This window comes from Acinetobacter sp. 1294243 (genome assembly GCF_000588015.1).
GTDB lineage: Bacteria > Pseudomonadota > Gammaproteobacteria > Pseudomonadales > Moraxellaceae > Acinetobacter > Acinetobacter pittii.
In genome coordinates this window covers 37368-62748 of record NZ_JFXG01000019.1, presented here as the reverse complement: position 1 = coordinate 62748, position 25381 = coordinate 37368, and the positions used below count along the sequence as shown (strand labels likewise).

Sequence of the window (25381 nt, the reverse complement as noted above, 5' to 3'; positions counted from 1 at the left end):
ACACGTAAACGTGGGCACAATCGGTCACGTTGACCATGGTAAAACAACTTTAACTGCTGCGATTGCAACTATTTGTGCAAAAACTTACGGCGGTGAAGCGAAAGATTACTCACAAATCGACTCAGCACCTGAAGAAAAAGCACGTGGTATTACAATTAATACTTCACACGTAGAATACGATTCTCCAATTCGTCACTACGCGCACGTTGACTGCCCGGGCCACGCCGATTACGTTAAAAACATGATTACTGGTGCTGCTCAGATGGACGGCGCGATCCTTGTGTGTGCTGCGACTGACGGTCCAATGCCACAAACTCGTGAACACATCCTTCTTTCTCGTCAGGTTGGTGTACCTTACATCATCGTATTCTTAAACAAGTGTGACCTTGTTGATGATGAAGAATTACTTGAATTAGTAGAAATGGAAGTTCGTGAACTTCTTTCTACTTATGACTTCCCTGGTGATGACACTCCAGTTATCCGTGGTTCTGCGCTTAAAGCGTTGGAAGGCGATGCTGGTCAATATGGTGAGTCTTCAGTTCTTGCTCTTGTTGAAGCGCTTGACTCTTACATCCCAGAACCAGAACGTGCTATCGACAAAGCATTCTTAATGCCAATCGAAGACGTATTCTCAATTTCTGGTCGTGGTACTGTAGTAACAGGTCGTGTAGAAGCTGGTATCGTTAAAGTTGGTGAAGAAGTAGAGATCGTTGGTATTAAAGATACAGTTAAAACAACTGTAACTGGCGTAGAAATGTTCCGTAAACTTCTTGACGAAGGCCGTGCAGGTGAGAACTGTGGTATCTTACTTCGTGGTACTAAGCGTGAAGACGTACAACGTGGTCAAGTACTTGCTAAACCAGGTACAATCAAGCCGCACACTAAATTCGACGCAGAAGTATACGTACTTTCTAAAGAAGAAGGTGGTCGTCACACTCCATTCTTAAATGGTTACCGTCCACAGTTCTACTTCCGTACAACTGACGTAACTGGTGCAATCCAATTACAAGACGGCGTTGAAATGGTTATGCCAGGCGACAACGTTGAAATGTCAGTAGAATTAATCCACCCAATCGCAATGGACCCAGGTCTACGTTTTGCGATCCGTGAAGGTGGTCGTACTGTAGGTGCTGGTGTTGTTGCGAAAGTAACTGCATAAGCATATTATAGTGACGGATTACGTCTCAGGTTGAGGGCTTTGGCTCTCAACTTGCATTATAGGTCAGTAGTTCAATTGGTAGAGCGTCGGTCTCCAAAACCGAATGTTGGGGGTTCGAGCCCCTCCTGCCCTGCCATATTTTGAAATAAAAAGCTTGATGCTGGCTTAGTTGTTCATATAATAAGTCGCGAGTTCTACGACGAGTACAAAAATGTCGAATGATAAATCGCGTGACGCATTGAGCGACGCGCCAATTCCTCAAAGAAATAATTCTGCTGAAGTTGTTCGTTCTGGTTCGCCTTTAGATATTGTTCTATGGGTGATAGCAATAGCACTGTTGCTTTTAGCTACCATGGTGAATCAGCATTTGCCAGCGTATTGGGCACCTGCAAATAATGTTTGGGTGCGCGTTGGGGCAATTTTTGCTTGTATCGTTGTGGCTTTAGGTTTATTATACGCCACCCATCAAGGTAAAGGCTTCGTTCGCTTGCTAAAAGATGCACGAGTCGAATTGCGTCGAGTAACTTGGCCAACAAAACAAGAAACAGTCACTACATCGTGGCAGGTTCTATTGGTTGTAGTTGTTGCATCATTGGTTTTATGGTGCTTTGACTATGGTTTGGGTTGGTTAATTAAGTTGATTATCGGGTAAAAGAGCTATGAAACGTTGGTACATTATTCATGCCTACTCTGGCTATGAAAAACAAGTGATGCGTTCACTTACAGAACGAATCCAGCGTAGCGCTGTTGCCGATAGCTTTGGTGATGTCCTTGTTCCTACCGAAGAAGTGGTAGAAATGAAGGATGGTAAGAAACGTAAATCTGAACGTAAATTCTTTCCTGGCTATGTGTTAGTCGAAATGGAAATGAATGATGATACTTGGCATATTGTTAAAGAATGTCCAAAGGTTCTAGGTTTTATCGGTGGTACACCTGAAAAACCAGCACCAATCACTCAACGTGAAGCAGATGCGATTCTTGCGCGTGTACGTAATACTGGTGAAGCGCCACGTCCTAAAACGATGTTTGAGCCAGGTGAAGAATTACTTGTTATTGACGGTCCATTCACAGACTTTAAAGGTGTGGTGGAAGAAGTTCAATACGATAAGTCCCGTTTAACGTTGACGATTAATGTATTTAATCGACCAACTCAGGTTGAACTCGAGTTTCGCCAAGTCGAAAAAACGATTTAATCTCAATTGGTTGAAAAGCGCCCGATTTTATCGGGCATTGTTGTTGTAACAGTAGTGTTGCGTAAAGATTGGGGAGCCTAGCGGCGTTTGTACCCAGAGGTATTTTAAAATGGCTAAGAAGATTGACGGCTATATCAAGCTGCAAGTTCCAGCTGGTAAAGCAAATCCATCTCCACCAATTGGTCCTGCATTAGGTCAACGTGGTGTAAACATCATGGCATTCTGTAAAGAATTCAATGCTGCTACACAAAAAGTTGAACCAGGTCTTCCAATTCCTGTAGTGATTACTGTGTACAACGACAAGTCGTTCACATTCATCATGAAAACTCCTCCAGCTTCTATTCTTCTTAAGAAAGCTGCTGGTATTCAAAAGGGTTCATCTGTACCAAACAAAACTAAAGTTGGTAAGTTGACTCGTGCTCAGTTAGAAGAAATTGCGACTACTAAAGAACCGGATTTAACTGGTGCTGATTTAGACGCACGTGTTCGTACCATCGCTGGTTCTGCACGTTCTATGGGCTTGGAAGTGGAGCTATAAGACATGGCAAAGTTAACTAAACGTCAAAAAGCCATTGCTGCTGCTGTTGAAGCAAACAAAGTTTACACTTTGGAAGAAGCAGTACAAGTTCTTAACAGCCTACCTGCTGCAAAGTTCAAAGAATCTTTGGATGTAGCTGTAAATCTTGGTGTAGACCCACGTAAATCTGACCAAGTTGTTCGTGGCGCAACTACATTACCTGCAGGTACTGGTAAAACTGTACGTGTAGCTGTATTTGCTCAAGGCGCGCAAGCAGAAGCTGCTAAAGAAGCTGGTGCTGATGTTGTAGGTTTTGATGACCTTGCTGAAAGCATCCAAGGTGGAAATCTTGACTTTGATGTTGTAATCGCTGCTCCTGACGCTATGCGTGTTGTTGGTAAGCTCGGTACAATTCTTGGTCCACGTGGTTTAATGCCAAACCCTAAAGTTGGTACTGTAACTCCTGACGTAGCGAATGCTGTTAAAAACGCTAAATCTGGTCAGGCTCGTTACCGTGTAGACAAAGCGGGTATTATCCATGCTGCGATCGGTCAATTAGGCTTTGATGCTGCTGCTATCCGTCAAAACGTTGAAACCTTAGTTGCTGACTTGAAAAAGTTAAAACCTGCAACTTCTAAAGGTGTATACATCAAAAAGATCACTTTGAGCTCAACTATGGGTCCTGGTCTTACAGTTGATGTAAACAACGTTTCTAACTAAGTTTAGACTTAGTAAAGAATTTTAAAGTCCTGATTGGGGACAGAACTTAAATAGAAATGTTTTCTATTTGGTTGGGTGGAGCGAAGCTTTATCCCTTACCCGTCAGGCGGACTTTGAATTGATAAATGAGAATTTATCAGCGTCAAAGACCTCAGGCGAAGAGTTGTCATTTTCGAATAGCACTTTTCTTAATAAACCAGCCTGCGTAGACGCGGTGGTGTGATTTGTTCCTCCTCCGCGTGTAAGTCGAAAGGCTTACGAATTGGGAGTGTGCCCATTGGGTACATAAATCACCTTAGGAGGTTTTACAATGGCTCTTCTTATTGAAGACAAAAAACAGATCGTTGCGGAAGTAAGTGAAGTTGCTTCTAAGGCGTTTGCAGCCGTTGTTGCTGACTACCAAGGCTTAAGCGTAGAGCAATTAACAACACTTCGTGTTGAAGCTCGTAAGTTAGGTGTTTCTACACGTATTGTACGTAACACTTTGGCTAAACGCGCACTTCAAGATACTCAATTCAATATCTTGAACGACAACCTTGTTGGTCCAACAATTCTAGGTTTTTCAACTTCTGAAGATGACATGGGTGCAGCTGCACGTTTGTTCGAAGATTTTGCTAAAACTAACAAAGCATTTGAGTTAAAAGCTGCTGCATTTGACGGCAAAGTTTATCAAGGTGCTGACGTTAGCGTAATTGCAAACCTTCCGAACCAAGAGAAAGCTCTTACTATGCTTGCCTCTGTCCTTCAAGCTCCTATTTCGAAATTGGGTCGCCTTATTACAGCGCTCAAAGAGAAAAACGAGTCAGAAGCTGCTTAATCAATTTTACACACCATTCAATATCCATTTGGAGTTATTCTCATGGCTTTAACTAACGAAGAAATCTTAAACGCAGTTGCTGAAAAAACTGTTCTTGAACTTGTTGAATTAATTTCTGCTTTCGAAGAGAAATTTAACGTTTCAGCTGCAGCTGTTGCTGTTGCTGCTCCAGCTGGTGGCGCTGCTGCTGCTGCTGAAGAACAATCTGAATTCAACGTTGAGTTGACTTCTTTCGGTGCTAACAAAGTAGCTGTAATTAAAGCAGTTCGTGAAGCAACTGGCCTTGGTCTTAAAGAAGCTAAAGACCTAGTTGAAGGTGCTCCTCAAGTTCTTAAAGAAGGCGTTTCTAAAGAAGAAGGCGAAGAACTTAAGAAGAAACTTGAAGAAGCTGGTGCTACAGTTACACTTAAGTAATTGTAAAAGGAGTCGGTTTTTAAATCGGCTCCATAAAATGGCTGATGGCTCTTGGGTCATCAGCCTTTTTGCGTTACAATAATCGGCTCGATTTTTGTTAGTTTTGTTTGTTTTTTAGAAAAATTCAAATAAAACAAGTAATTTCAAATGTTTACCAATATTTTTCTTTTTTAAAAATATTGTTAAGCGTTTTTATACCACTAAAAATTGCAGCATTTGTAAACAGTGGTGGCCATATCGGCCTGCGTAATTCCTTCTGAGCCCGTTCTGCAGGCGGGCTTGGTTTACTTTCCGAGGACTCCAGATGGCATACTCATATACCGAAAAGAAACGGATCCGTAAGAATTTTGGTAAATTGCCCCAAGTAATGGATGCACCGTACTTACTATCGATTCAGGTCGATTCGTACAGAACATTCTTGCAAGATGGCAAAACTCCAAAAAACCGCGAAGATATCGGTCTCCAAGCCGCATTTCGTTCAGTTTTTCCTATCGAAAGTTATTCTGGCAATGCTGCTTTAGAATTTGTTGAGTATAGCCTTGGTAAACCTGAGTTCGATGTACGCGAATGTATTCTTCGTGGTTCGACTTATGCGGCACCAATGCGCGTTAAAATTCGTTTGATTATTAAAGATCGCGAAACTAAATCAATTAAAGACGTAAGAGAACAAGAAGTCTATATGGGTGAAATTCCACTCATGACTGAAAACGGTACATTCGTCATTAATGGTACTGAGCGTGTAATCGTATCTCAATTACATCGTTCACCAGGCGTTTTCTTTGATCACGATAAAGGTAAAACCCACTCAAGTGGTAAAGTGTTGTATTCAGCACGTATCATTCCTTACCGTGGTTCATGGTTAGACTTCGAATTTGATGCGAAAGACTTAGTTTACGTACGTATTGACCGTCGTCGTAAATTACTTGCTACTGTTGTGTTACGTGCACTAGGTTATAACAACGAACAAATCTTGAACTTGTTCTATGAAAAAGTACCTGTGTATCTTGATATGGGCAGTTACCAGATTGACCTAGTACCTGAACGTTTACGTGGGGAAATGGCTCAATTTGATATTGCTGACAATGACGGTAAAGTTATTGTTGAGCAAGGTAAACGTATTAATGCTCGTCATGTACGTCAAATGGAAGCTGCTGGTTTAACAAAACTTTCAGTTCCTGATGAATACTTATATGAGCGTATCACTGCTGAAAACATTACTTTACGTGATGGTGAAGTAATTGCTGCGAATACTTTGTTAAGCCATGAAGTTATGGTGAAGTTGGCAGAAGGTGGTGTTAAACAGTTCAATATCTTGTTTACGAACGATATTGACCGTGGTTCGTTTGTTGCTGACACTTTACGTGCAGATACAACGGCTGGTCGTGAAGAAGCATTAGTTGAAATTTATAAAGTAATGCGTCCAGGCGAGCCGCCAACAAAAGAAGCTGCTGAAAACTTATTCAACAACTTATTCTTCTCTTCTGAGCGTTATGACTTATCTCCAGTAGGTCGTATGAAGTTCAACCGTCGTTTGGGCCGTCCATACGAAGTTGGTACTGACCAGAAGTCACGTGAAGTAGAAGGTATTTTATCGCACGAAGATATCATTGATGTATTACGTACATTAGTTGAAATCCGTAACGGTAAAGGTGAAGTCGACGATATCGATCACTTGGGTAACCGTCGTGTACGTTCTGTTGGTGAAATGACTGAAAACCAATTCCGTGTTGGTTTGGTTCGTGTTGAACGTGCAGTTAAAGAACGTTTAAGCCAAGCAGAAACAGATAACTTGTCTCCACAAGATCTAATTAACGCTAAACCAGTTGCTGCTGCAATCAAAGAATTCTTTGGTTCAAGCCAATTATCTCAGTTCATGGACCAAAACAACCCATTATCTGAGATTACTCATAAACGTCGTGTATCAGCGCTTGGGCCTGGTGGTTTAACACGTGAACGTGCGGGCTTTGAAGTACGTGACGTACATCAAACTCACTATGGTCGTGTATGTCCAATTGAAACGCCGGAAGGTCCAAACATTGGTTTGATCAACTCGCTTTCAGTATATGCAAAAGCAAATGACTTTGGTTTCTTGGAAACACCTTACCGTAAAGTGGTAGATGGTCGAGTAACCGATGCAGTTGAATACCTTTCTGCGATTGAAGAAGTAGGTACTGTTATTGCACAGGCCGATTCTGCAGTAGATAAAGATGGCAACTTAACAGAAGAGTTTGTTTCTGTTCGTCATCAAGGTGAATTCGTACGTATGCCACCAGAAAAAGTGACGCATATGGACGTTTCTGCTCAGCAGGTCGTATCTGTTGCTGCATCACTTATTCCATTCCTTGAACACGATGATGCGAACCGTGCGCTTATGGGTTCAAACATGCAACGTCAGGCAGTTCCTACTCTACGTGCGGATAAACCGCTTGTAGGTACAGGTATGGAAGCGAACGTTGCACGTGACTCAGGTGTGTGTGTGATCGCAAACCGTGGTGGTGCAATTGAATACGTAGATGCTTCTCGTATCGTTATTCGTGTAAACGAAGATGAAATGATCGCTGGTGAGGCGGGGGTAGATATCTACAACCTCATTAAATATACGCGTTCTAACCAGAACACTTGTATCAACCAAAATATTATCGTGAATTTGGGCGACAAAGTTGCTCGCGGTGATATCTTGGCAGACGGTCCGTCTACAGATATGGGTGAGCTTGCGCTTGGTCAAAACATGCGCGTTGCGTTCATGACTTGGAATGGTTACAACTATGAAGACTCGATCTTATTATCTGAGCGCGTACTTCAAGAAGATCGTTTAACTTCTATTCATATTCAAGAATTATCTTGTGTAGCGCGTGATACTAAGTTAGGTGCAGAAGAAATTACTGCCGATATTCCTAACGTTGGTGAAGCTGCACTTTCTAAACTTGATGAATCAGGTATCGTTTATATCGGTGCTGAAGTTACAGCAGGTGACATCCTTGTTGGTAAAGTAACGCCTAAAGGTGAAACTCAGTTAACTCCTGAAGAAAAATTGCTTCGTGCAATCTTTGGTGAGAAAGCAGCTGACGTTAAAGATTCATCTTTACGTGTTCCATCTGGTACAAAAGGTACAGTTATCGATGTTCAAGTCTTCACTCGTGATGGCTTAGAGAAAGATGACCGTGCATTGGCGATCGAAAAAGCACAACTTGATGCTTACCGTAAAGACTTGAAAGAAGAATACAAGATCTTTGAAGAAGCAGCTCGTGAGCGTGTAATTCGTTTGCTTAAAGGCCAAGAGTCTAATGGCGGTGGTTCAACTAAACGTGGTGACAAACTCGTTGAAGAAGTGTTATCTGGTTTAGAGCTTGTTGATTTACTTGAAATTCAACCGGCAGATGAAGCAATCGCTGAGCGTTTAACTCAAATTCAAGTGTTCTTAAAAGAAAAGAGCGCAGAAATTGATGAGAAATTCGCTGAGAAGAAACGTAAGCTTGCAACAGGTGATGAATTAACAACTGGCGTATTGAAAGTTGTTAAAGTTTACTTAGCTGTTAAACGTCGTATTCAGCCTGGTGATAAGATGGCTGGTCGTCACGGTAACAAGGGTGTTGTATCTAACATCTTACCTGTTGAAGACATGCCACACGATGCTAACGGTGTACCAGTAGATATCGTATTGAACCCGTTGGGCGTACCATCTCGTATGAACGTGGGTCAGATTCTTGAGACTCACTTAGGTATGGCGGCTAAAGGGCTTGGTGATAAAATCGAGAAAATGTTGAAAGAACAGCGTACAGTTTTAGAACTGCGTGAATTCTTAGACAAGATTTATAACAAAGTCGGTGGTGAGCAAGAAGATCTTGATAGCTTAACTGATGCTGAAGTCTTGGCACTTTCAGGCAACTTACGTGCTGGTGTACCTTTGGCTACTCCTGTATTCGATGGTGCTGAAGAAAGCCAAATTAAAGACTTGCTTGAGTTAGCTGGTATCTCTCGTACAGGTCAAACAGTATTGTTTGATGGCCGTACTGGTGAACAGTTTGATCGTCCTGTAACTGTGGGTTACATGTACATGCTCAAATTGAACCACTTGGTTGATGACAAGATGCATGCGCGTTCAACTGGTTCTTACTCTCTTGTTACACAGCAACCGCTTGGTGGTAAAGCACAATTCGGTGGTCAGCGTTTCGGTGAGATGGAGGTCTGGGCACTCGAAGCTTACGGCGCAGCATATACTCTCCAAGAGATGTTAACTGTTAAGTCGGATGACGTTGAAGGTCGTACACGCATCTATAAGAATATTGTAGATGGTAACCATTATATGGATCCGGGTATGCCTGAATCGTTCAACGTATTGACCAAAGAGATCCGTTCTTTAGGTATCAACATTGAACTGAAAAATGGTGATTAAGTCGTAAGACTCACGATTTTTTAGGTAAAAACAATATTTGTGACCCAGTCGGGTAAGCGTTGCTTCCCGACACACGGAGAAAAAAATTGAAAGACTTGCTCGATATCATGCGTAAGAAAACGGACTCAGATGGTCATGCACCAATTGAGTTTGACCGTATCCGTATTGGTCTTGCGTCACCAGAAATGATTAAGTCATGGTCTCATGGTGAAGTTAAAAAACCTGAGACAATTAACTACCGTACTTTTAAACCTGAACGTGACGGTTTGTTTTGTGCCAAAATTTTTGGTCCAGTAAAAGATTACGAATGCTTGTGTGGTAAATACAAGCGTATGAAATACAAAGGCGTCATTTGTGAAAAATGTGGCGTTGAAGTAACTACAGCGAAAGTTCGTCGTGAACGTATGGGTCACATTGAACTTGCTTCTCCAGTTGCACATATCTGGTTCTTAAAATCGTTCCCGAGCCGTATCGGTTTATTATTAGATATGACACTTCGTGATATCGAACGTGTATTGTATTTCGAATCATACGTTGTAACTGACCCAGGTATGACTCCGTTTGAAAAGTATCAACTTTTAACAGACGAAGAATACTTCAATGCACTTGAAGAACACGGTGATGAATTCACTGCGAAAATGGGTGCAGAAGCGGTTCAGGACTTGTTGAAAGATATCGATCTTGAAGCTGAAATCGCACGTTTACGTGAAGAAATTCCTCAAACAACTTCTGAAACGAAGTTGAAAAAAGCGTCTAAGCGCTTGAAATTGATGGAAGCATTCAAAGATTCAAACAACAAGCCAGAATGGATGGTGATGAATGTACTTCCGGTACTTCCACCTGATTTACGTCCATTAGTTCCACTTGAAGGTGGTCGTTTCGCGACTTCTGACTTGAACGATTTATACCGTCGTGTCATTAACCGTAACAACCGTTTGAAGCGTCTTCTTGACCTTGCTGCTCCAGATATCATCGTACGTAACGAAAAACGTATGTTACAAGAATCTGTAGATGCATTGCTTGATAACGGTCGTCGTGGTCGTGCAATTACTGGTTCTAACAAACGTCCATTAAAATCTTTGGCAGATATGATCAAAGGTAAACAAGGTCGTTTCCGTCAGAACTTATTAGGTAAGCGTGTTGACTATTCTGGTCGTTCGGTAATTACTGTAGGTCCTACTTTACGTCTTCACCAATGTGGTCTTCCGAAGAAAATGGCACTTGAATTATTCAAGCCATTCATTTTCGCGAAATTACAAGCTTCAGGTCAGGCAACAACCATTAAAGCTGCGAAGAAAATGGTTGAGCGTGAAACTCCGGAAGTTTGGGACGTTCTTGCTTCTGTAATTCGTCAACACCCAGTAATGTTGAACCGTGCGCCAACACTTCACCGTTTAGGTCTTCAAGCATTTGAACCTATTCTTATTGAAGGTAAGGCAATCCGTCTTCACCCACTCGTTTGTGCTGCGTTTAACGCCGACTTCGATGGTGACCAAATGGCGGTACACGTTCCATTGACACTTGAAGCACAGTTAGAAGCTCGTGCATTGATGATGTCAACAAACAACATCTTGTCACCAGCAAACGGTGAGCCAATCATCGTTCCTTCTCAGGACGTTGTCTTGGGTCTTTACTACATCACACGTGATGCTGTAAATGCCAAAGGTGAAGGCATGGTGTTCGCGGATACTCATGAAGTAAACCGTGCACTTGCTACTGGTCAGGTTGCGATCCATGCGCGTGTTAAAGTACGTGTACACCAAACTGTTATCAATGAAAATGGTGAACGTGAACACCAAACTATTATTGTTGATACAACACCTGGTCGTTGTTTGCTTTGGGAAATTGTTCCACAAGGCTTGAGCTTTGACATGATCAACCTTGAGATGACTAAAAAGAACATCTCTAAATTGATCAACTCTTGCTACCGTAAACTTGGTTTGAAAGATACAGTTATCTTTGCTGATCAATTAATGTACTTGGGCTTCCGTCAAGCGACTCGTTCAGGTGTATCTGTAGGTATGGAAGACATGCTCATTCCACCTACTAAGCACACAATTATTGATAAAGCAGAAACAGAAGTTCGTGAAATCGAACAACAGTTCGAACAAGGTTTCGTAACTGCTGGTGAGCGTTATAACAAAGTTGTCGATATCTGGGCGCGTACAAACGACCAAGTTGCTAAAGCAATGATGGATAACTTGTCTTATACACTTGTTAAAAACAAACAAGGTGAAGACGAGAAACAAAAATCATTCAACAGCATCTATATGATGTCTGACTCGGGTGCCCGTGGTAGTGCGGCGCAGATTCGTCAGCTTGCTGGTATGCGTGGTTTGATGGCAAAACCGGATGGCTCGATTATTGAGACTCCGATTAAAGCGAACTTCCGTGAAGGTTTAACAGTACTTCAGTACTTTATTTCAACACACGGTGCGCGTAAAGGTTTGGCCGATACAGCATTGAAAACTGCGAACTCTGGTTATTTGACTCGTCGTCTTGTAGACGTAGCGCAAGACTTGGTAATTACTGAACCTGACTGTGGTACAGCGGGTGGTTTAGTAATGACTCCATTCATTCAGGGTGGTGATGTCATCGAGCCATTACGTGACCGCGTATTGGGTCGTGTAACTGCTGAAGACGTACGTCGTGCATCTGATGATGAAGTTGTATTACCTCGCGGTACGTTAATTGACGAGAAAATCGCAGCTCAGCTTGAAGAAGCTGGTGTCGATGAAGTTAAAGTACGCTCAGTAATCGCATGTGAATCAACATTCGGTGTTTGTGCCCGTTGTTATGGTCGTGACCTCGCACGTGGTCACTTGGTGAACCCAGGTGAGTCAGTCGGTGTAATGGCTGCACAGTCAATCGGTGAGCCGGGTACACAGTTAACGATGCGTACGTTCCACGTTGGTGGTGCTGCGAGCCGAACTTCTGCTGCGAACAGTGTTCAAGTACGTAACAAAGGTACTGTACGTTTCCATAACGTGAAAACTGTACAACATGCAAAAGGCCACTTGGTTTCAGTTTCACGTTCAGGTGAAATTGGTATTGCCGATGATTTAGGTCGTGAGCGCGAGCGTTATAAACTTCCGTACGGTGCAAGCATCTTGTTGAAAGATGGTGAAGCTGTAGAAGCTGGCGGTATCGTAGCGACTTGGGATCCGCATACACATCCATTAGTAACAGAAGTTGCTGGTAAAGCGCGCTTCAGCCAAATCGCTGATGGCGTAACTGCAACATCGAAAACTGATGATGCAACTGGTATGACTACTGTTGAAATCTTGCCTGTAACAGCTCGTCCTGCTTCTGGTAAGGATTTACGTCCTGCAATCGTGTTGGATACAACAGATGGCGGCGAACAGTTCTACTTCTTGCCACAAAATACAATCGTAACTGTCCGTGACGGCGAAACGATCGGTGTGGGTGACGTTATTGGTCGTGTACCACAAGAAACATCACGTACTCGTGATATTACCGGTGGTCTTCCGCGTGTAGCTGACTTGTTCGAAGCGCGTAAGCCAAAAGAGCATGCAATTCTTGCTGAAGTATCAGGTGTTGTAAGCTTCGGTAAAGAGACTAAGGGTAAAAACCGTTTGGTAATTACTCCTGATGATGGTTCTGAGATTTACGAAGAATTGATTCCAAAATGGCGTCAAATCAACGTATTCGAGGGCGAGCATGTGAACCGTGGTGAGACTATTTCTGATGGTCCACAAAACCCACATGACATCTTGCGTTTGAAAGGTGAAGTTGCATTAACTAACTACATCGTGAACGAAGTTCAAGACGTTTACCGTCTCCAAGGTGTAAAAATCAACGATAAGCACATTGAAGTTATCGTACGTCAAATGTTGCGTAAAGTTGATATCACTGATGGCGGTGATACAAGCTTCATTAAAGGCGAGCAAGTGGATTACATCCGCGTTGTTCAAGAGAACCAAGCTGTCTTGGCTCAGAACAAGTTCCCTGCGAAGTTTGAACGTCAATTGATGGGTATTACGAAAGCATCGCTTTCTACTGACTCGTTCATCTCTGCTGCATCGTTCCAGGAAACAACTCGTGTGTTAACTGAAGCGGCTGTAACAGGTAAAGAAGATGATTTACGTGGCTTGAAAGAAAACGTTGTAGTAGGTCGTTTGATTCCAGCAGGTACTGGTCTTGCATATCACTTAGAGCGTCGTCGTCAAGAAGCAGAAGCTGCAGAGCATGAGCTTCATAATGACTTCAGCGAAGTAGACCAAGCATTTAGCCAAGCATTAAACTCTGAACAATTCTAAGTTTAGACTGGCACTAAAAAAGGCACCTTAGGGTGCCTTTTTTATATACATTTATTTATAACAATTTTAAATTGTAATTACATAAACATATTAAAGAGCCATTATTTTATTACTTAAGCGGGATAAAGACTCCACAAAAACACATTAGGCTACCTGCTTATGAAGACTGGAGTAAATCTAATGAAAAAAATGATGATGATTGTTAGTGTTGGCCTGATGTCTACAACTTTGTTTGTTGGTTGTCAGAATGCAAGCCCAGAAAGTCAACGTATTGGTTCAGCTGCTATTGGTGGTGGTGCAGGTGGTGCAGTAGGAAAACACGTGGGCGGTAATATAGGTGCAGGTCTAGGAGCGGCACTCGGTGCAGGTGTTGCGGCTAATGCAAAAGGGTCTAGCAGTAAAACTGTACGTAATAGTGCAATTGGTGCTGGTGTCGGCGCTGTATTAGGTGGAGCAATTATTGGTGGCGATGCTGGTGCTGCTACAGGTGGAGCATTGGGTGGTAGTGCCGGTGCAGCCTATGAAGAGAAGAAAGGGAAGTATTAAAAGTATCCTTAATAATTGTTAAACTATAGAAGTCTTTATGTGATTAAAGACTTCTTTTTTATAATTAAAATTTTGCTTAATAAATATAAAAGGCAGAGCTTTACAAAATATCAATCGATTAGGACAGACGGATAACACAATCTGATCAAATTCCTCATAAAAGGGGATTATTCTTTTCTCTAGAACAGATCATTGTGAGAACGGTCATGAAAAAAACAATTGGATTAGTTTCTGCTTTAATGTTGTCTACACTTATGTTCACAGGCTGCCAAAATATGAGCCCATCTGACCAACGTATTGGTGCAGCAGCAGCAGGTGGAGCACTTGGTGGTGGTTTAGGTAACCATGTAGGTGGAGGTATTGGTGCAGGCTTAGGCGCAGCGGTAGGTGCAGGCGTAGGCTCTAATACCCAAGGCGGCAGTAAACAGACAACGACTAAGAGTGCGATTGGTGCTGGTATCGGTTCAGTCGTAGGTAAAGCACTGATTGGTGGTGACTCTGGTGCTGCAATTGGCGGTGCGATCGGTGGTGGTGCTGGTGCTGCGATTGAAGAGAAAAGATAAAAAATTAACAAATAAAAAAATAAGCGCTTTTAGCGCTTATTTTTTATTGAGGAAAAGGTTTCGCTTTTTTACGTCTGATATAAAGCGTTTTTTGAACCTCTGCAATTCTTACCCCAGATTCATCAAAAATGTTTAGATGATATGTTCTTAAAACAGGTTCATAGTTCTCGGCAAGTTCACGAATTTGTTCTATTTCAGCTAAATCAACTCGAATATCTGCATGTACAGTACTGCGTCCTGGAGAAAGAAAATTGATTTCGGCAGCTTTGTCCCAAACAATATATTTTGATCCGAGATGATGCATAAGAATCATCATATAAAATGGGTCAACCATTGAATAAAGGCTTCCACCAAAATGTGTACCAACTAAATTTTGGTTTTTCCAAGTCAGCGGCATTTTTACACGCACATGGCAAAGTTCTAAATTCATGATTTCAATATAAATCCCTGCACCACGATAAGGGGGATAGTGATTAAATAGAAATTTTGAAATCGTAGGATTGTTCTGAAGTCTTCTTAAAATAGCCATAATAGTCAATTTTTTTTATTGCAACAGTATTCATACTAGATAAGTATCATCTTTTTTATATTGATGGCAATGCTCTATCCGACTAACGACATGATCGATTGAAAAACAAGATAGGAAATGATTATGCAGCCAAAAGTTCATACAGTAACAACAAGTGATCAACAAACGCTTTGTGCTAAAACATGGGGTGACGAAAAAAATACTCCCTTAGTTTTAGTACATGGCTATCCAGACAATCAAGAAGTATGGGAATCAATCATTGAGCATTTGATCAATGACTTCTATATTGTTACTTACGATGTGCGTGGAGCTGGTTTGTCATCTATACCAAAACGTATACGTGATTATCGTTTAGAGCGTTTATCTCTAGATCTCCAAGAAGTTGTTGATGAGTTATTACCAAATCGTCAATTCCATATGGCTGCACATGATTGGGGATCAATTCAGTCTTGGGAGTCGGTCACCGAGCCTAAGTTCAAAGGTCGTTTATTATCATACACCACCATTTCTGGACCATGTCTTGATCATGCCGCTTTATTTTTACGTGATAAATTTAAATCTTCACCAGCTCAAATCTTAAAAATATTAACCAAATCTTGGTATATCGGGGCATTCCATCTTCCGTTATTAGCACCCATAGTATGGTCTCTATTTAGCCCAGAAAAATGGGGTAAAGTTCTTACTCAGCTAGAAAGGAAAAGTAATTTACCTTTAAATAATAATATTAATGCTGATGGTAAATATGGCATTAATTTATATCGTGCCAATTTTATTCCCCGCTTAACTGACCCACGTCAACGTTATGCGCAGTGCCCAGTAAAAGCTGTTATTTTAAAATATGATACTTTTGTAAGCCCAGAATACATTACTGAGGCCATGCCAAAGTGGGTTGAAAAATTTGAATATGTAGAGCTTAATGCAAATCACTGGGCCATTCTGAGTGAGCCAGAGAAAATAGCAACTCATATTCGTGAGTTTATTAAAGCTCAAGCGTAACAGTGAAATAACTGCATAAAACTGTTAATTCGGCGATATTTTCGGCTTCATAGATATGAATCTGCTAGAATATCGCCTTTTGTTTTGCTCTGAACTTATTCATGAATGCTGTCGTTATTGCGATTGCAGTGATGTTCTTATTATCACTGGCGCGCGTTTCTGTCGTACTGACTTTAGTGGTTTCTGCCATTGTGGGTGGCCTCGTAGCAGGTTTAAGCCTTTCTCAAACCGTTGAAGCTTTTAACGCTGGTCTTGGCGATGGTGCTGAAGTTGCACTTGCCTATGCAGTGTTAGGGGCATTTGCTCTGGCGCTATCAAAATCTGGTTTACCTGATTTACTTGCCCATAAGCTGATTGGTTTATTGGGAATGGAAGCCGGGAAAAGCCGTCAGACTAAAGTGAAGTATCTCCTCTTAGGTATTTTATTAATTTCTGCTATTTTCTCTCAAAACCTTATTCCAGTTCATATTGCCTTTATTCCTGTACTGGTTCCGCCACTGTTACGGGTAATGAACCATTTAAAATTAGACCGCCGCGCCGCAGCCTGTGTACTTACGCTAGGTTTGGTTGGTACTTATATTTTTCTTCCGGTTGGATTTGGTGCAATTTTCCTTGAACAGATTCTGATGGGAAATATCAACAAAATTGGGGCAGCGTACGGCTTACATGTTGATCGGGCAATGATGCCAATTGGCATGGCCATTCCTGTTTTAGGTATGGTGTTAGGCACCTTGGTTGCTGTATTTATTAGCTACCGTAAACCAAGAATTTATGCTGATCGTGCGATTACACCTGTGACCACGATTGATCTAGATAAACCTCTTCGCGCAACAACCCAGGATGAAACAGCTGACTTAAAAGCAGATGCTGAAGAGTTAAAGCATGAAGCAGAGCAAGCACCAGTTATTGCAAAGAAAACGATCTTGATGGCATTGCTCGCAATTGGCTTGACGCTTGCTGCGCAGCTATATTCAGGTTCGATGATTTTGGGTGGTTTAGTCGGTTTTGCTGTTCTATCTACCGCCGGAATTTTTAAATGGCAAGATGCAGATGATGTCTTTGTACAAGGCATGCGAATGATGGCTTTAGTGGGCTTCATCATGATTTCTGCTGCCGGTTTCGCCTCAGTAATGACTCATACTGGTGATATTAATCAGCTAGTAAATGGTGTAGTCGAGATTATTGGAGATAACCGCGCGCTTGCTGCTTTCCTAATGCTTTGTATTGGCTTATTTGTGACAATTGGTATTGGTTCATCTTTCTCAAGTGTTCCTGTATTAGCTGTTATTTACGTGCCTTTATGCGTGCAGTTTGGTTTCTCACCATTAGCAACGATTGCACTTATTGGTACAGCAGCAGCATTAGGTGATGCTGGCTCACCAGCCTCTGATTCAACCTTAGGGCCAACAGCTGGTTTAGGCGTAGATGGGCAACACGATCATATTTGGGATACAGTCGTACCTACCTTTATTCACTTTAATATTCCGCTATTAATTTTTGGCTGGATTGCTGCAATGGTTTTATAAAGTTTTTATAAAATATTAAAGTATAAACCTTCTTAATCATGATCTTTAGATTTAAATTAAGAAGGTTTTTTATTGTCTAAATAAAACATGTATTTAAAATAAATTATATTAAAATACTCGGAATTTGAAAGTATATTAAAATAGTTGGTAATATAAAATAATCTTGATTAATGAGGTTGGGATAAAAACCTATTAAAATAGTTGGATAATATATAATTTTATTTAAAACAGTAGTTTAAAAATAAACTATAAAATAATTTTATAATGAGTATTGCATGGTTTTAAAATAAATGTTTATTATAAATATAAATAAGGTTGGAGATATTAAAGTGTTCAAAAAAGCTTTGGTTATTGCATTAATGGGGATGTCTTCTTTTACTTTTGCTGGTAACTGGCAAGTGAAATTTGGTGGTAGTGTTATTGCTCCATCTGAAGATACAACAACACCTTTAGGCGTGGTAAAAGCAGATCATGAATATGCATTTACACCATCGGTAGAATACTTTTTTGGTCAGTCTCCATTTTCGGCAGAATTATTATTAGCAACGCCTATTAATCATGATGTATTGCTAGATGGTAAAAATGCAGCACGTATAAAACAATTACCACCAACAATTACTGCAAAATATCATTTTAAAAACTCTACACGTTTCACACCGTATATTGGTATTGGTGCTACAGCATTTATTCCTTGGGATGAAGAAGGTGCAGCGGTAAAGGTTAAAGAAGATTTTGGTTTGGCAGGTCAAGTTGGTTTTAATTTCCAACCTGCTGATGCTAAAAACTGGGGTGTATTTGTAGATGTACGTTATGCTGATATTAGTCCGGAAGTAACAATTGATCCATCAATTGCTAACTACAAGTTTGATCTAGATATTAATCCTTTTGTTTATACTTTGGGTTATAGCTATAAATTTTAAGCATAATAATAAATAGAAAAATATAATAATAAACCTAGACTCAGGCACCTCACATATATTTTATGTGAGGTTTTTTTATGGATTTTATATGCACTAAAAAAAGCATAAAACAGACAGTTTTACACATATTTTCTGCAAGTTTTTTTCTAAACTAATTTCTATTCATTACAAGCATGGGAATAAAAACATGAATAACAAATTAGCGATTTGTTTAGCACTTTTGAGCGGTATTGCTTTTACTCAAAATTTACAAGCTGCAAGTTTTTCGTGCGATGCTGCAAAAACGAAAACGGAAAAAAGTATTTGTAAGAACCGTTCTTTAAATGATGCAGATGTAAAAATGGCAACGACATATCAAATCGTTCTGCATGCTTTACCTATGGGTGGGCGAGATAACCAGAAAGATACCCAGCAGCAATGGCTGAAAAAAAGAAATGCTTGTGCTGCCAATGTAAGTTGTATTAGCAAAGCTTACCAACAACGTCAAAAGCAGTTAGATACGATATTGCAAGATAGGGTGTTAAGCCACGGCCCATTTTAATTAGAGTAAAAATTTTTAATATTCAGGATTGAAAAATTCTAGAAGTACTCCATTCATAAAGCATTCGAGAACAAACAGCTTCAAAATTTAAGGAGTGATTTATGAGTGAACAAGCATCACAAAATTATAGTTTCCAAGCAGAAGTTGCCCAGCTTTTACATTTAGTGACGCATTCTCTCTATTCTAACCCTGAGATTTTCTTACGTGAGCTTATCTCTAATGCATCAGATGCATGTGATAAGTTACGTTTTGAAGGAATTAATCATCCTGAATATTATGAAAATGATCCAGACTTACATGTACGAATCAGCTTAAATAAAGAAGATAAAACCTTAACGATTTCTGATAACGGTATTGGTTTAAGCCAACAAGAAGCAATTGATAACTTAGGTACAATTGCTAAGTCAGGCACTAAAGATTTTATGTCAAAATTGACTGGTGATCAAAAAGCAGATGCTCAATTGATTGGTCAATTTGGTGTTGGTTTTTATTCAGGTTTTATTGTTGCAGACAAGATTACGGTTGAATCACGCCGTGCGGGTCTAGATGCATCTGAAGGGGTGCGCTGGATTAGTGGCGGTACAGGTGAGTTTGAAGTTCAGCAAATTGATAAAACTTCCCGTGGTACCGACATTATTCTTCACTTACGTGATGATGCGCTTGATTATTTAGAATCTTATAAAGTTAAGCAGATTGTTAATAAATACTCTGACCACATTAGCTTGCCAATTGAAATGCAAAAAGAAGTTTGGCAAGAAGAAGAGGTTGCGGAAGGTGAAGAGCCTAAAGGCGGCCAAATGGTTAAAACTGACGAGTGGGAAGCGATTAACTCGGCAAGTGCTTTATGGACACGTAATAAAAGTGAAGTGACTGAAGAGCAATATATTGAGTTCTATAAAAACTTAACTCATGACTTTGAAGCACCACTGGCTTGGGCACATAACCGTGTTGAAGGTAGTACGGAATATACCCAATTACTCTATATTCCAAGTAAAGCTCCACATGACATTTTTACTCGTGAAGCAAAAGCGGGAATTAAACTATATGTAAAACGCGTCTTTATTATGGATGATGCGGATAATTTAATTCCGAACTATTTACGCTTTGTTCAAGGTGTAGTGGACAGTGCTGATTTGCCGCTTAATGTTAGCCGTGAGTTGTTGCAAGAAAGCCGTGATGTCAAAACGATTCGTGAAGGTAATGCACGCCGTGTATTAACTGTACTTGATGGTTTGGCTAAATCGGAAGATGAAAAAGACCAAGAAAAATTCAAGACTTTCTACAGTGAATTTGGTTCAGTACTTAAAGAAGGCTTGGGCGAAGACTTTGGTAACCGTGAACGTATTTTAAAATTATTACGTTATGCGACTTCAACAAATGATGAAGTAACGACTTCTTTTGCTGATTATAAGGCACGTATGAAAGAGGGCCAAAAAGCCATCTATTATGTGACTGCTGACAGTCTAGCAGCAGCGAAAAACTCGCCGCAGCTTGAGTTGTTTAAGAAAAAAGGTATTGAAGTGTTATTAATGGCAGAGCGTGTTGACGAATGGGCAATGAATTTTGTCCAAGAGTTTGACGATACGCCATTAAAGAATGTATCTAAAGGCGCGGTTGATTTAGGTGATTTGCAAGATGCCGAAGAGAAAAAGGCACTTGAGCAAGCGGCTGAACAGTTTAAGCCTGTGGTTGAGAAATTAAGTGATTCGTTGAAGGCTAAAACTAAAGAAGTACGTGTAACAACTCGTTTGGTAGATTCTCCTGCATGTTTAGTAACAAGTGAGGGTGAGTTGTCTCCTCAACTTATTCGTATGCTTAAACAAGCGGGGCAAGCTGTACCTGAAATCAAGCCAATTTTAGAAATTAACCCTGAGCATCCTTTGGTGAAAAAACTTGAAGGTTCAGAACAGTTTGATGATTTGGCAAACGTGATTTTTGATCAGGCTGTGATTGCAGAAGGTGGTTTACCAGAAGACCCAGCAGCTTATGTGAAACGTATTAATAGCTTATTGTTGAAATAATTTTTTGATATAAAAAAGCCTCTGAACTGTCAGGGGCTTTTTTTTGTGGATAAAGAAAGAGTTATCCACAATTTGGGAATTTATGATTAAAAATTAGCTTCTAGATTTATTTGAACGCTGAGTTGGTGTTTCGGATCATCATCAATATGGTTAAAAAAATTAAGATCATTTTGCATAAAAATCCAATCTCTCCATATCGGTTGGCGCCATGAAATATAAGGACCCCAGCTATTTAGTCGAATATCATTTTTAGTATATACGCCACCGCTATAAATACCGTAAGTCAGGCTATTATCTTTCACAAACTCAAATTGTTGAAAAGTCCAATTGCCCCAGTTGTAATCTTCATTTTCGCTCTTGTTCACATTAAATTTATTAGAAAATAATGTGTTATCTTGCATTTTTTGCGTTAGGTTTAGCGTGGTTTCAGTGTAGTTTCGGCTGGTAGAGCCGTAACGAAAGATCTGTTCTGTATCAATTCTAATGTTATGTCTCAAATTCCATTTCTTCTTTGCTAAAAATTGTACGTAGATATCACTATCTGAATTTGAGCCTAAATCGAGGTCATTTTCAAAAGGCATCCATGTTGAAATGGTGGCCCAGCTCGCACTCAGTGGATTTGTGACTGAAACCTGAGTTGATGAATTCTTCTTCTTTCTTTTACCCAAAGCTTTATACGTTTGTTCAGGTTGAGTCGCACGTTTCCATAACGTATCATTTCCAAATACAGCCATAAGCTCTTGAATTAAACCAGCATCAGATAAAGTATTGTTTGCTTCTACTTCACAAGGTGAGCGTGAAAGTGATTGTCTTTTTACTTTAGCGAAACTCGTAGAAGAATAGGGATAACGCCGTGACCGTTGGTGTTTTAAAGAGTTATAAAAAAAATGAGTATGTGGAAGTAAAGCTAATACACCTAAACTATAAATACAAATGAAGACTGTCGATTTATTTTGAAATGGAGAAGAAAATTGATTCATTTTTAAAGATAAGGAATCAAAAACAAAAATTAGAACAGTACTTTAGAAGGCTAAGCTTAAAATTTTATTTAAAAGTATTTTGTTATTTATCACCTTGGATGAGGTCCAAGGTGATGTTTGCTAGCTTAGAAAAGTGCTTCTAAACGTAAGAAGGTGCTGACAAAATGATTACGGTCTTCGCGGTGGTCATTAAAGTAATTTACATCGCCTTGTACAAAGAACCATTCACGTAAAACGGGTTGGCGCCATGAAACAAAGGGTCCCCAACTGTTTAAACGTAAGTCATTGTCGTTGTAATAACCGCTAGTATAAATACCATAGTTAAAACGGTTGTTTGCAAAGAAACTGTGCTCGCGGAATGTTCGGTTTTCCCAAGCTAGATCGTCATCTTGATCATCGGCATAGGTTAGGCTGAACTGATTGGATAAAATCGGTTGATTCGGTCTAGCATGGGTAAGTTCAAGATTAGTACGTAAGTAGTTTTCGCTGTCTATGCCGTAACGATAAATTTGTTCAGCATAAAACTTAAAATCATTACGAAGTTGCCAATCTCTCGATGCTTTTAAACGAACATAAATATCGTCCCCAGAACGAATACCTAAGTCGGCATCGGTTTCGAAAGGCAGTTTTTTAGAAAAATTTGACCAACGTAAGGCAATTGAGCTGTTGTCATCTCGAGTTCGTTTGCCATCTAATTTTTTATTTGGATCTTGATTCGGATTCTGATTAATATTGGCTGGACTGTTATTAAATTCATCATCTAAAGAATCATCACCAAATACCACGCTTAAACGTTTTTCTAGCGTAGGGAGCTTAATTTTACCGCGAATTCTGGGCTTAATTTCAAAGTTGTCGTATTCATTCCAATAGTTATCCACCATTACCCGAATAGTTGCACTAGCTGGTTTTTGTGGATCAACTTCACCAAACCAATTATCAATTTTTTCAGAAGTACGATCGGCCCAATTACGAATTTTCTTTTGCTTACGGTCAACCCAGGTTTGATCTTCTGTTTGTTCGGTAGGTGGAACAATAGGTTGATTAGACTGCTCTGGAAAAATGGTTGGAGTCGCGTCCACCCAGCGCGGAATTTGATCTAACAGATTTTCATCTGAGTTAACTTCGGTTTGTACTCCAGATGATGTACTTCCTACTTGTTGGTTTGTAGAAGAAGAGGCAGTCTCTGCATGAGCGATGCATACTGAACCAAATCCAATAGTTAAAAGTGCAAAAAGCTGCCGGTATGGCATTACATGAAATGTTTTCATATCTATCTTTATGTTTTGTTGTTGTTTCCACTTTTGTTGATTTTTCTAATAAAATCAAGAGGGAGACACAAAAGTTAAGTAAATTTAACTTTTTTTACATATTTGAAATAAATGAAAAAGTTTAAGCTAGTAGCGGTTATTTTTAGCCAAAAAAAATCCCCCAGTGAAGGGGGATGATAGATCAAGGAAACTTTAAATTCCGATCATTAAACACATAAAAAACAGAACATTACAGCGCGAATATTCTAAGCGGCAATAATAAACTGATTTTTAGCAATTAGATAGTTCTTTTTTTAGAACGCTCTATTGCTAAAATGGTGATAAAACATACGATTTGATCACATTTTAATTGTGTTGATCTATTTCTGTGGAATATCACATGATTCATCAGTACAAACAGCTGCATCATCTTGCTCGACTTCTTCAGTATTTGCTTTGATTTGTGCTTTTTCCAAAACTTGTAAAAAGACTTCACGTGGTTGAGCGCCAGCAAGAGCGATTCTTTGGTCGAATACAAAAAATGGCACGCCAGTTACATTAAGCTGCTCACGTGCAATTTTTTCATCATGGCGGACAAAGTCAGATAGTTCGTTGGTATCTAGTACGTATTCAACTTCAGCATTGTCTAAACCAATACGAGATGCAATTTCTTCTACAACTTCACGTTCGCCAATTGCGAGACCTTCGGTCATATAAGCATGGAAAAAAGCTTCTTTAGCTTCATTACCTAAACCTTTGCTTTGCGCAAGGTGAATAATACGGTGTGCATTGAAACTATTGCCTGAGTTCGCCTTTTGCCATTGGAAATCAATACCTTCAGAAGCAGCCATGGCCGCAATATTGCGCTCCATTTCTTCCATCTCTTCATAGGTACGGCCATATTTTTTAGCTAGACGTTCAGTATTTGAAGTGTCATGTTTAGCTGGCGCATCAGGATCTAATTCAAAACTATGCCAGTGAATTTCAAGATCAATACCTGCTTCAGCAGCTACATGCTCAAGGCGTTTTTTGCCGATATAACAAAAAGGGCAAACTACATCAGACCAGACATCTACACGCATGGGAGAATCTCATAAATTTTAATTACCCATCATAATAGGGATGATGGATCAGGATTTAAAGCTTTGAGTAGCGAATACAGTGTTGCGTATTGTGAAATAAATGGCATATAAAGAAGAATAAGCTCTATTTTATAACTATAAAGAGCAAAACTATAAGAAGGGAAATAGGAGGTGTGTATGCGCCGAGTTTTGATTGCGATTGCAAGTCTGATTGTTATCACAAGCATTATTTTTTTCACCTATCAGCATATCAAACAGCAGCAAGCCAAAGACAGTAGTCAAATGTTTGATGTCGTCATGACTGAAAAAATGAATCAGCTTTACGAACAAGCACAAGACTGGTCTAAACCCGTCCAGCTCGATATTCACGATAAGCGTTTGGCAGGACACTATAAGCAAATTTCAGAATTCCTTTTAAGTTATTGGATTCAAAATATTAATGCACGTAATGCATACTTAAGAGAACTCAAAGCAGCCAAATGGGATACTTTCTTAAATGTGGACCGTTTAGATATTGATAAAAAACAGAAGTATGCAGAAACCGAAAAGATGCTAGCCGATGTCCGTAAAGCTTCGGATCAGTATCAGAGTGAATATGAAAAGATTCATAAGACTTTCTTAGCAAAGGTTCAAGAGTTATCTGTTGATGCAGAGATGAGGCAACTCCTTGAAATGAAATTGGGAACACAGCAAAAAGCCGATCAAGATCATGCAATTTTTATGATTGAACTAGAAATTTTAGATAAAGCTGAACAAATGTTTAAGCTTCTAAAAAATTATGAATGGCAAAAAAAAGATCAGATGATTCTTTTTCATGAAAATGCTCAGGTCAAACAGTTTAATGGGCTTTATCAAGATGTTCTAAAACTAAATGCAAAAATTGAAAAAATTAAGAAAAAGAATGTGGCCGCTCTCGAAGGAGATTTAAAAGAATAAG

At 40.0% G+C, this 25381-nt stretch carries 21 protein-coding genes and 1 tRNA gene; 18 read left to right on the top strand and 4 right to left on the bottom strand.

Translation table 11 applies throughout. The features are described from left to right. The 12 genes from tuf to J655_RS21050 all read left to right on the top strand — a co-directional run. On the top strand, nt 1-1159 hold a 1159-nt coding region (tuf, locus tag J655_RS21105), incomplete at its 5' end, for an elongation factor Tu (protein WP_031968816.1). Nucleotides 1160-1219: 60 nt separating this feature from the next. Next, nucleotides 1220-1295 (top strand) — tRNA-Trp (locus J655_RS21100). 75 nt (nt 1296-1370) lie between these two features. Continuing rightward, on the top strand, nt 1371-1811 hold the full coding sequence (secE, locus tag J655_RS21095; protein WP_002114837.1) for a preprotein translocase subunit SecE: 441 nt from the start codon (nt 1371-1373) through the stop codon (nt 1809-1811). A gap of 7 nt (nt 1812-1818) precedes the next feature. Beyond that, on the top strand, nt 1819-2352 hold the full coding sequence (gene nusG / locus J655_RS21090) for a transcription termination/antitermination protein NusG (RefSeq protein WP_002115092.1): 534 nt from the start codon (nt 1819-1821) through the stop codon (nt 2350-2352). Between the two features lie 109 nt (nt 2353-2461). Further along, nucleotides 2462-2890 (top strand): 50S ribosomal protein L11, encoded by a 429-nt coding sequence (rplK, locus tag J655_RS21085; RefSeq protein ID WP_001074682.1) that lies wholly within the window; start codon nt 2462-2464, stop codon nt 2888-2890. A gap of 3 nt (nt 2891-2893) precedes the next feature. Next, nucleotides 2894-3589 (top strand): 50S ribosomal protein L1, encoded by a 696-nt coding sequence (gene rplA / locus J655_RS21080; protein ID WP_005065788.1) that lies wholly within the window; start codon nt 2894-2896, stop codon nt 3587-3589. 310 nt (nt 3590-3899) lie between these two features. Continuing rightward, nucleotides 3900-4406: a 50S ribosomal protein L10 gene (rplJ, locus tag J655_RS21075; protein WP_002115099.1), complete on the top strand. Its 507-nt coding sequence runs from the start codon at nt 3900-3902 to the stop codon at nt 4404-4406. Nucleotides 4407-4448: 42 nt separating this feature from the next. Next, nucleotides 4449-4820, top strand: a complete 372-nt coding sequence (gene rplL, locus J655_RS21070; RefSeq protein WP_001229360.1) for a 50S ribosomal protein L7/L12 — start codon at nt 4449-4451, stop codon at nt 4818-4820. Nucleotides 4821-5124: 304 nt separating this feature from the next. Next, nucleotides 5125-9213, top strand: coding sequence for a DNA-directed RNA polymerase subunit beta (gene rpoB / locus J655_RS21065; protein ID WP_002114857.1), 4089 nt, complete (start codon nt 5125-5127; stop codon nt 9211-9213). 86 nt (nt 9214-9299) lie between these two features. Beyond that, nucleotides 9300-13493, top strand: a complete 4194-nt coding sequence (rpoC, locus tag J655_RS21060) for a DNA-directed RNA polymerase subunit beta' (RefSeq protein WP_032015108.1) — start codon at nt 9300-9302, stop codon at nt 13491-13493. Between the two features lie 180 nt (nt 13494-13673). Then, nucleotides 13674-14039, top strand: coding sequence for a hypothetical protein (locus tag J655_RS21055; RefSeq protein ID WP_005065793.1), 366 nt, complete (start codon nt 13674-13676; stop codon nt 14037-14039). Between the two features lie 206 nt (nt 14040-14245). Next, nucleotides 14246-14602 (top strand): hypothetical protein, encoded by a 357-nt coding sequence (locus J655_RS21050; protein WP_002115127.1) that lies wholly within the window; start codon nt 14246-14248, stop codon nt 14600-14602. Nucleotides 14603-14645: 43 nt separating this feature from the next. On the opposite strand, the gene J655_RS21045 is transcribed toward J655_RS21050, so the two are convergent. Then, nucleotides 14646-15131 (bottom strand): DUF4442 domain-containing protein, encoded by a 486-nt coding sequence (locus tag J655_RS21045; protein WP_005079397.1) that lies wholly within the window; start codon nt 15129-15131, stop codon nt 14646-14648. A 117-nt stretch (nt 15132-15248) separates the two neighbouring features. Between J655_RS21045 and J655_RS21040 the strand changes: the two genes are divergently transcribed. From J655_RS21040 to htpG, 5 genes are all read left to right on the top strand, one after another. After that, entirely contained in the window at nt 15249-16127 is an 879-nt protein-coding gene (locus J655_RS21040; protein ID WP_081032073.1) for an alpha/beta fold hydrolase, read from the top strand. A gap of 101 nt (nt 16128-16228) precedes the next feature. Then, the gene (locus J655_RS21035; RefSeq protein ID WP_032005724.1) at nt 16229-17653 is read left to right on the top strand and encodes a Na+/H+ antiporter family protein; all 1425 of its coding nucleotides are present in this window, start codon (nt 16229-16231) and stop codon (nt 17651-17653) included. Nucleotides 17654-17982: 329 nt separating this feature from the next. Continuing rightward, complete coding sequence (locus tag J655_RS21030) at nt 17983-18573, top strand: OmpW/AlkL family protein (RefSeq protein ID WP_005065804.1); 591 nt, start codon at nt 17983-17985, stop codon at nt 18571-18573. A gap of 187 nt (nt 18574-18760) precedes the next feature. Then, nucleotides 18761-19114, top strand: a complete 354-nt coding sequence (locus J655_RS21025) for a lysozyme inhibitor LprI family protein (protein WP_001060531.1) — start codon at nt 18761-18763, stop codon at nt 19112-19114. Nucleotides 19115-19215: 101 nt separating this feature from the next. Beyond that, nucleotides 19216-21135 (top strand): molecular chaperone HtpG, encoded by a 1920-nt coding sequence (gene htpG, locus J655_RS21020; RefSeq protein ID WP_032053020.1) that lies wholly within the window; start codon nt 19216-19218, stop codon nt 21133-21135. Between the two features lie 86 nt (nt 21136-21221). Here htpG and J655_RS21015 read toward each other — a convergent pair whose 3' ends face one another. From J655_RS21015 to J655_RS21005, 3 genes are all read right to left on the bottom strand, one after another. Then, entirely contained in the window at nt 21222-22115 is an 894-nt protein-coding gene (locus tag J655_RS21015) for a hypothetical protein (RefSeq protein ID WP_032053017.1), read from the bottom strand. 125 nt (nt 22116-22240) lie between these two features. Then, nucleotides 22241-23383 carry a hypothetical protein gene (locus J655_RS21010; RefSeq protein WP_032005717.1) on the bottom strand — a complete coding sequence of 381 codons (1143 nt, stop codon included), beginning with the start codon at nt 23381-23383 and terminating at the stop codon, nt 22241-22243. Nucleotides 23384-23742: 359 nt separating this feature from the next. Further along, nucleotides 23743-24444, bottom strand: coding sequence for a DsbA family oxidoreductase (locus J655_RS21005; RefSeq protein ID WP_032005715.1), 702 nt, complete (start codon nt 24442-24444; stop codon nt 23743-23745). Between the two features lie 177 nt (nt 24445-24621). On the opposite strand from J655_RS21005, the gene J655_RS21000 reads away from it, so the two are divergent. After that, a complete protein-coding gene (locus tag J655_RS21000; RefSeq protein WP_032053015.1) occupies nt 24622-25380 on the top strand; it encodes a hypothetical protein in 759 nt (252 codons plus the stop codon). Nucleotide 25381: the final 1 nt, after the last annotated feature.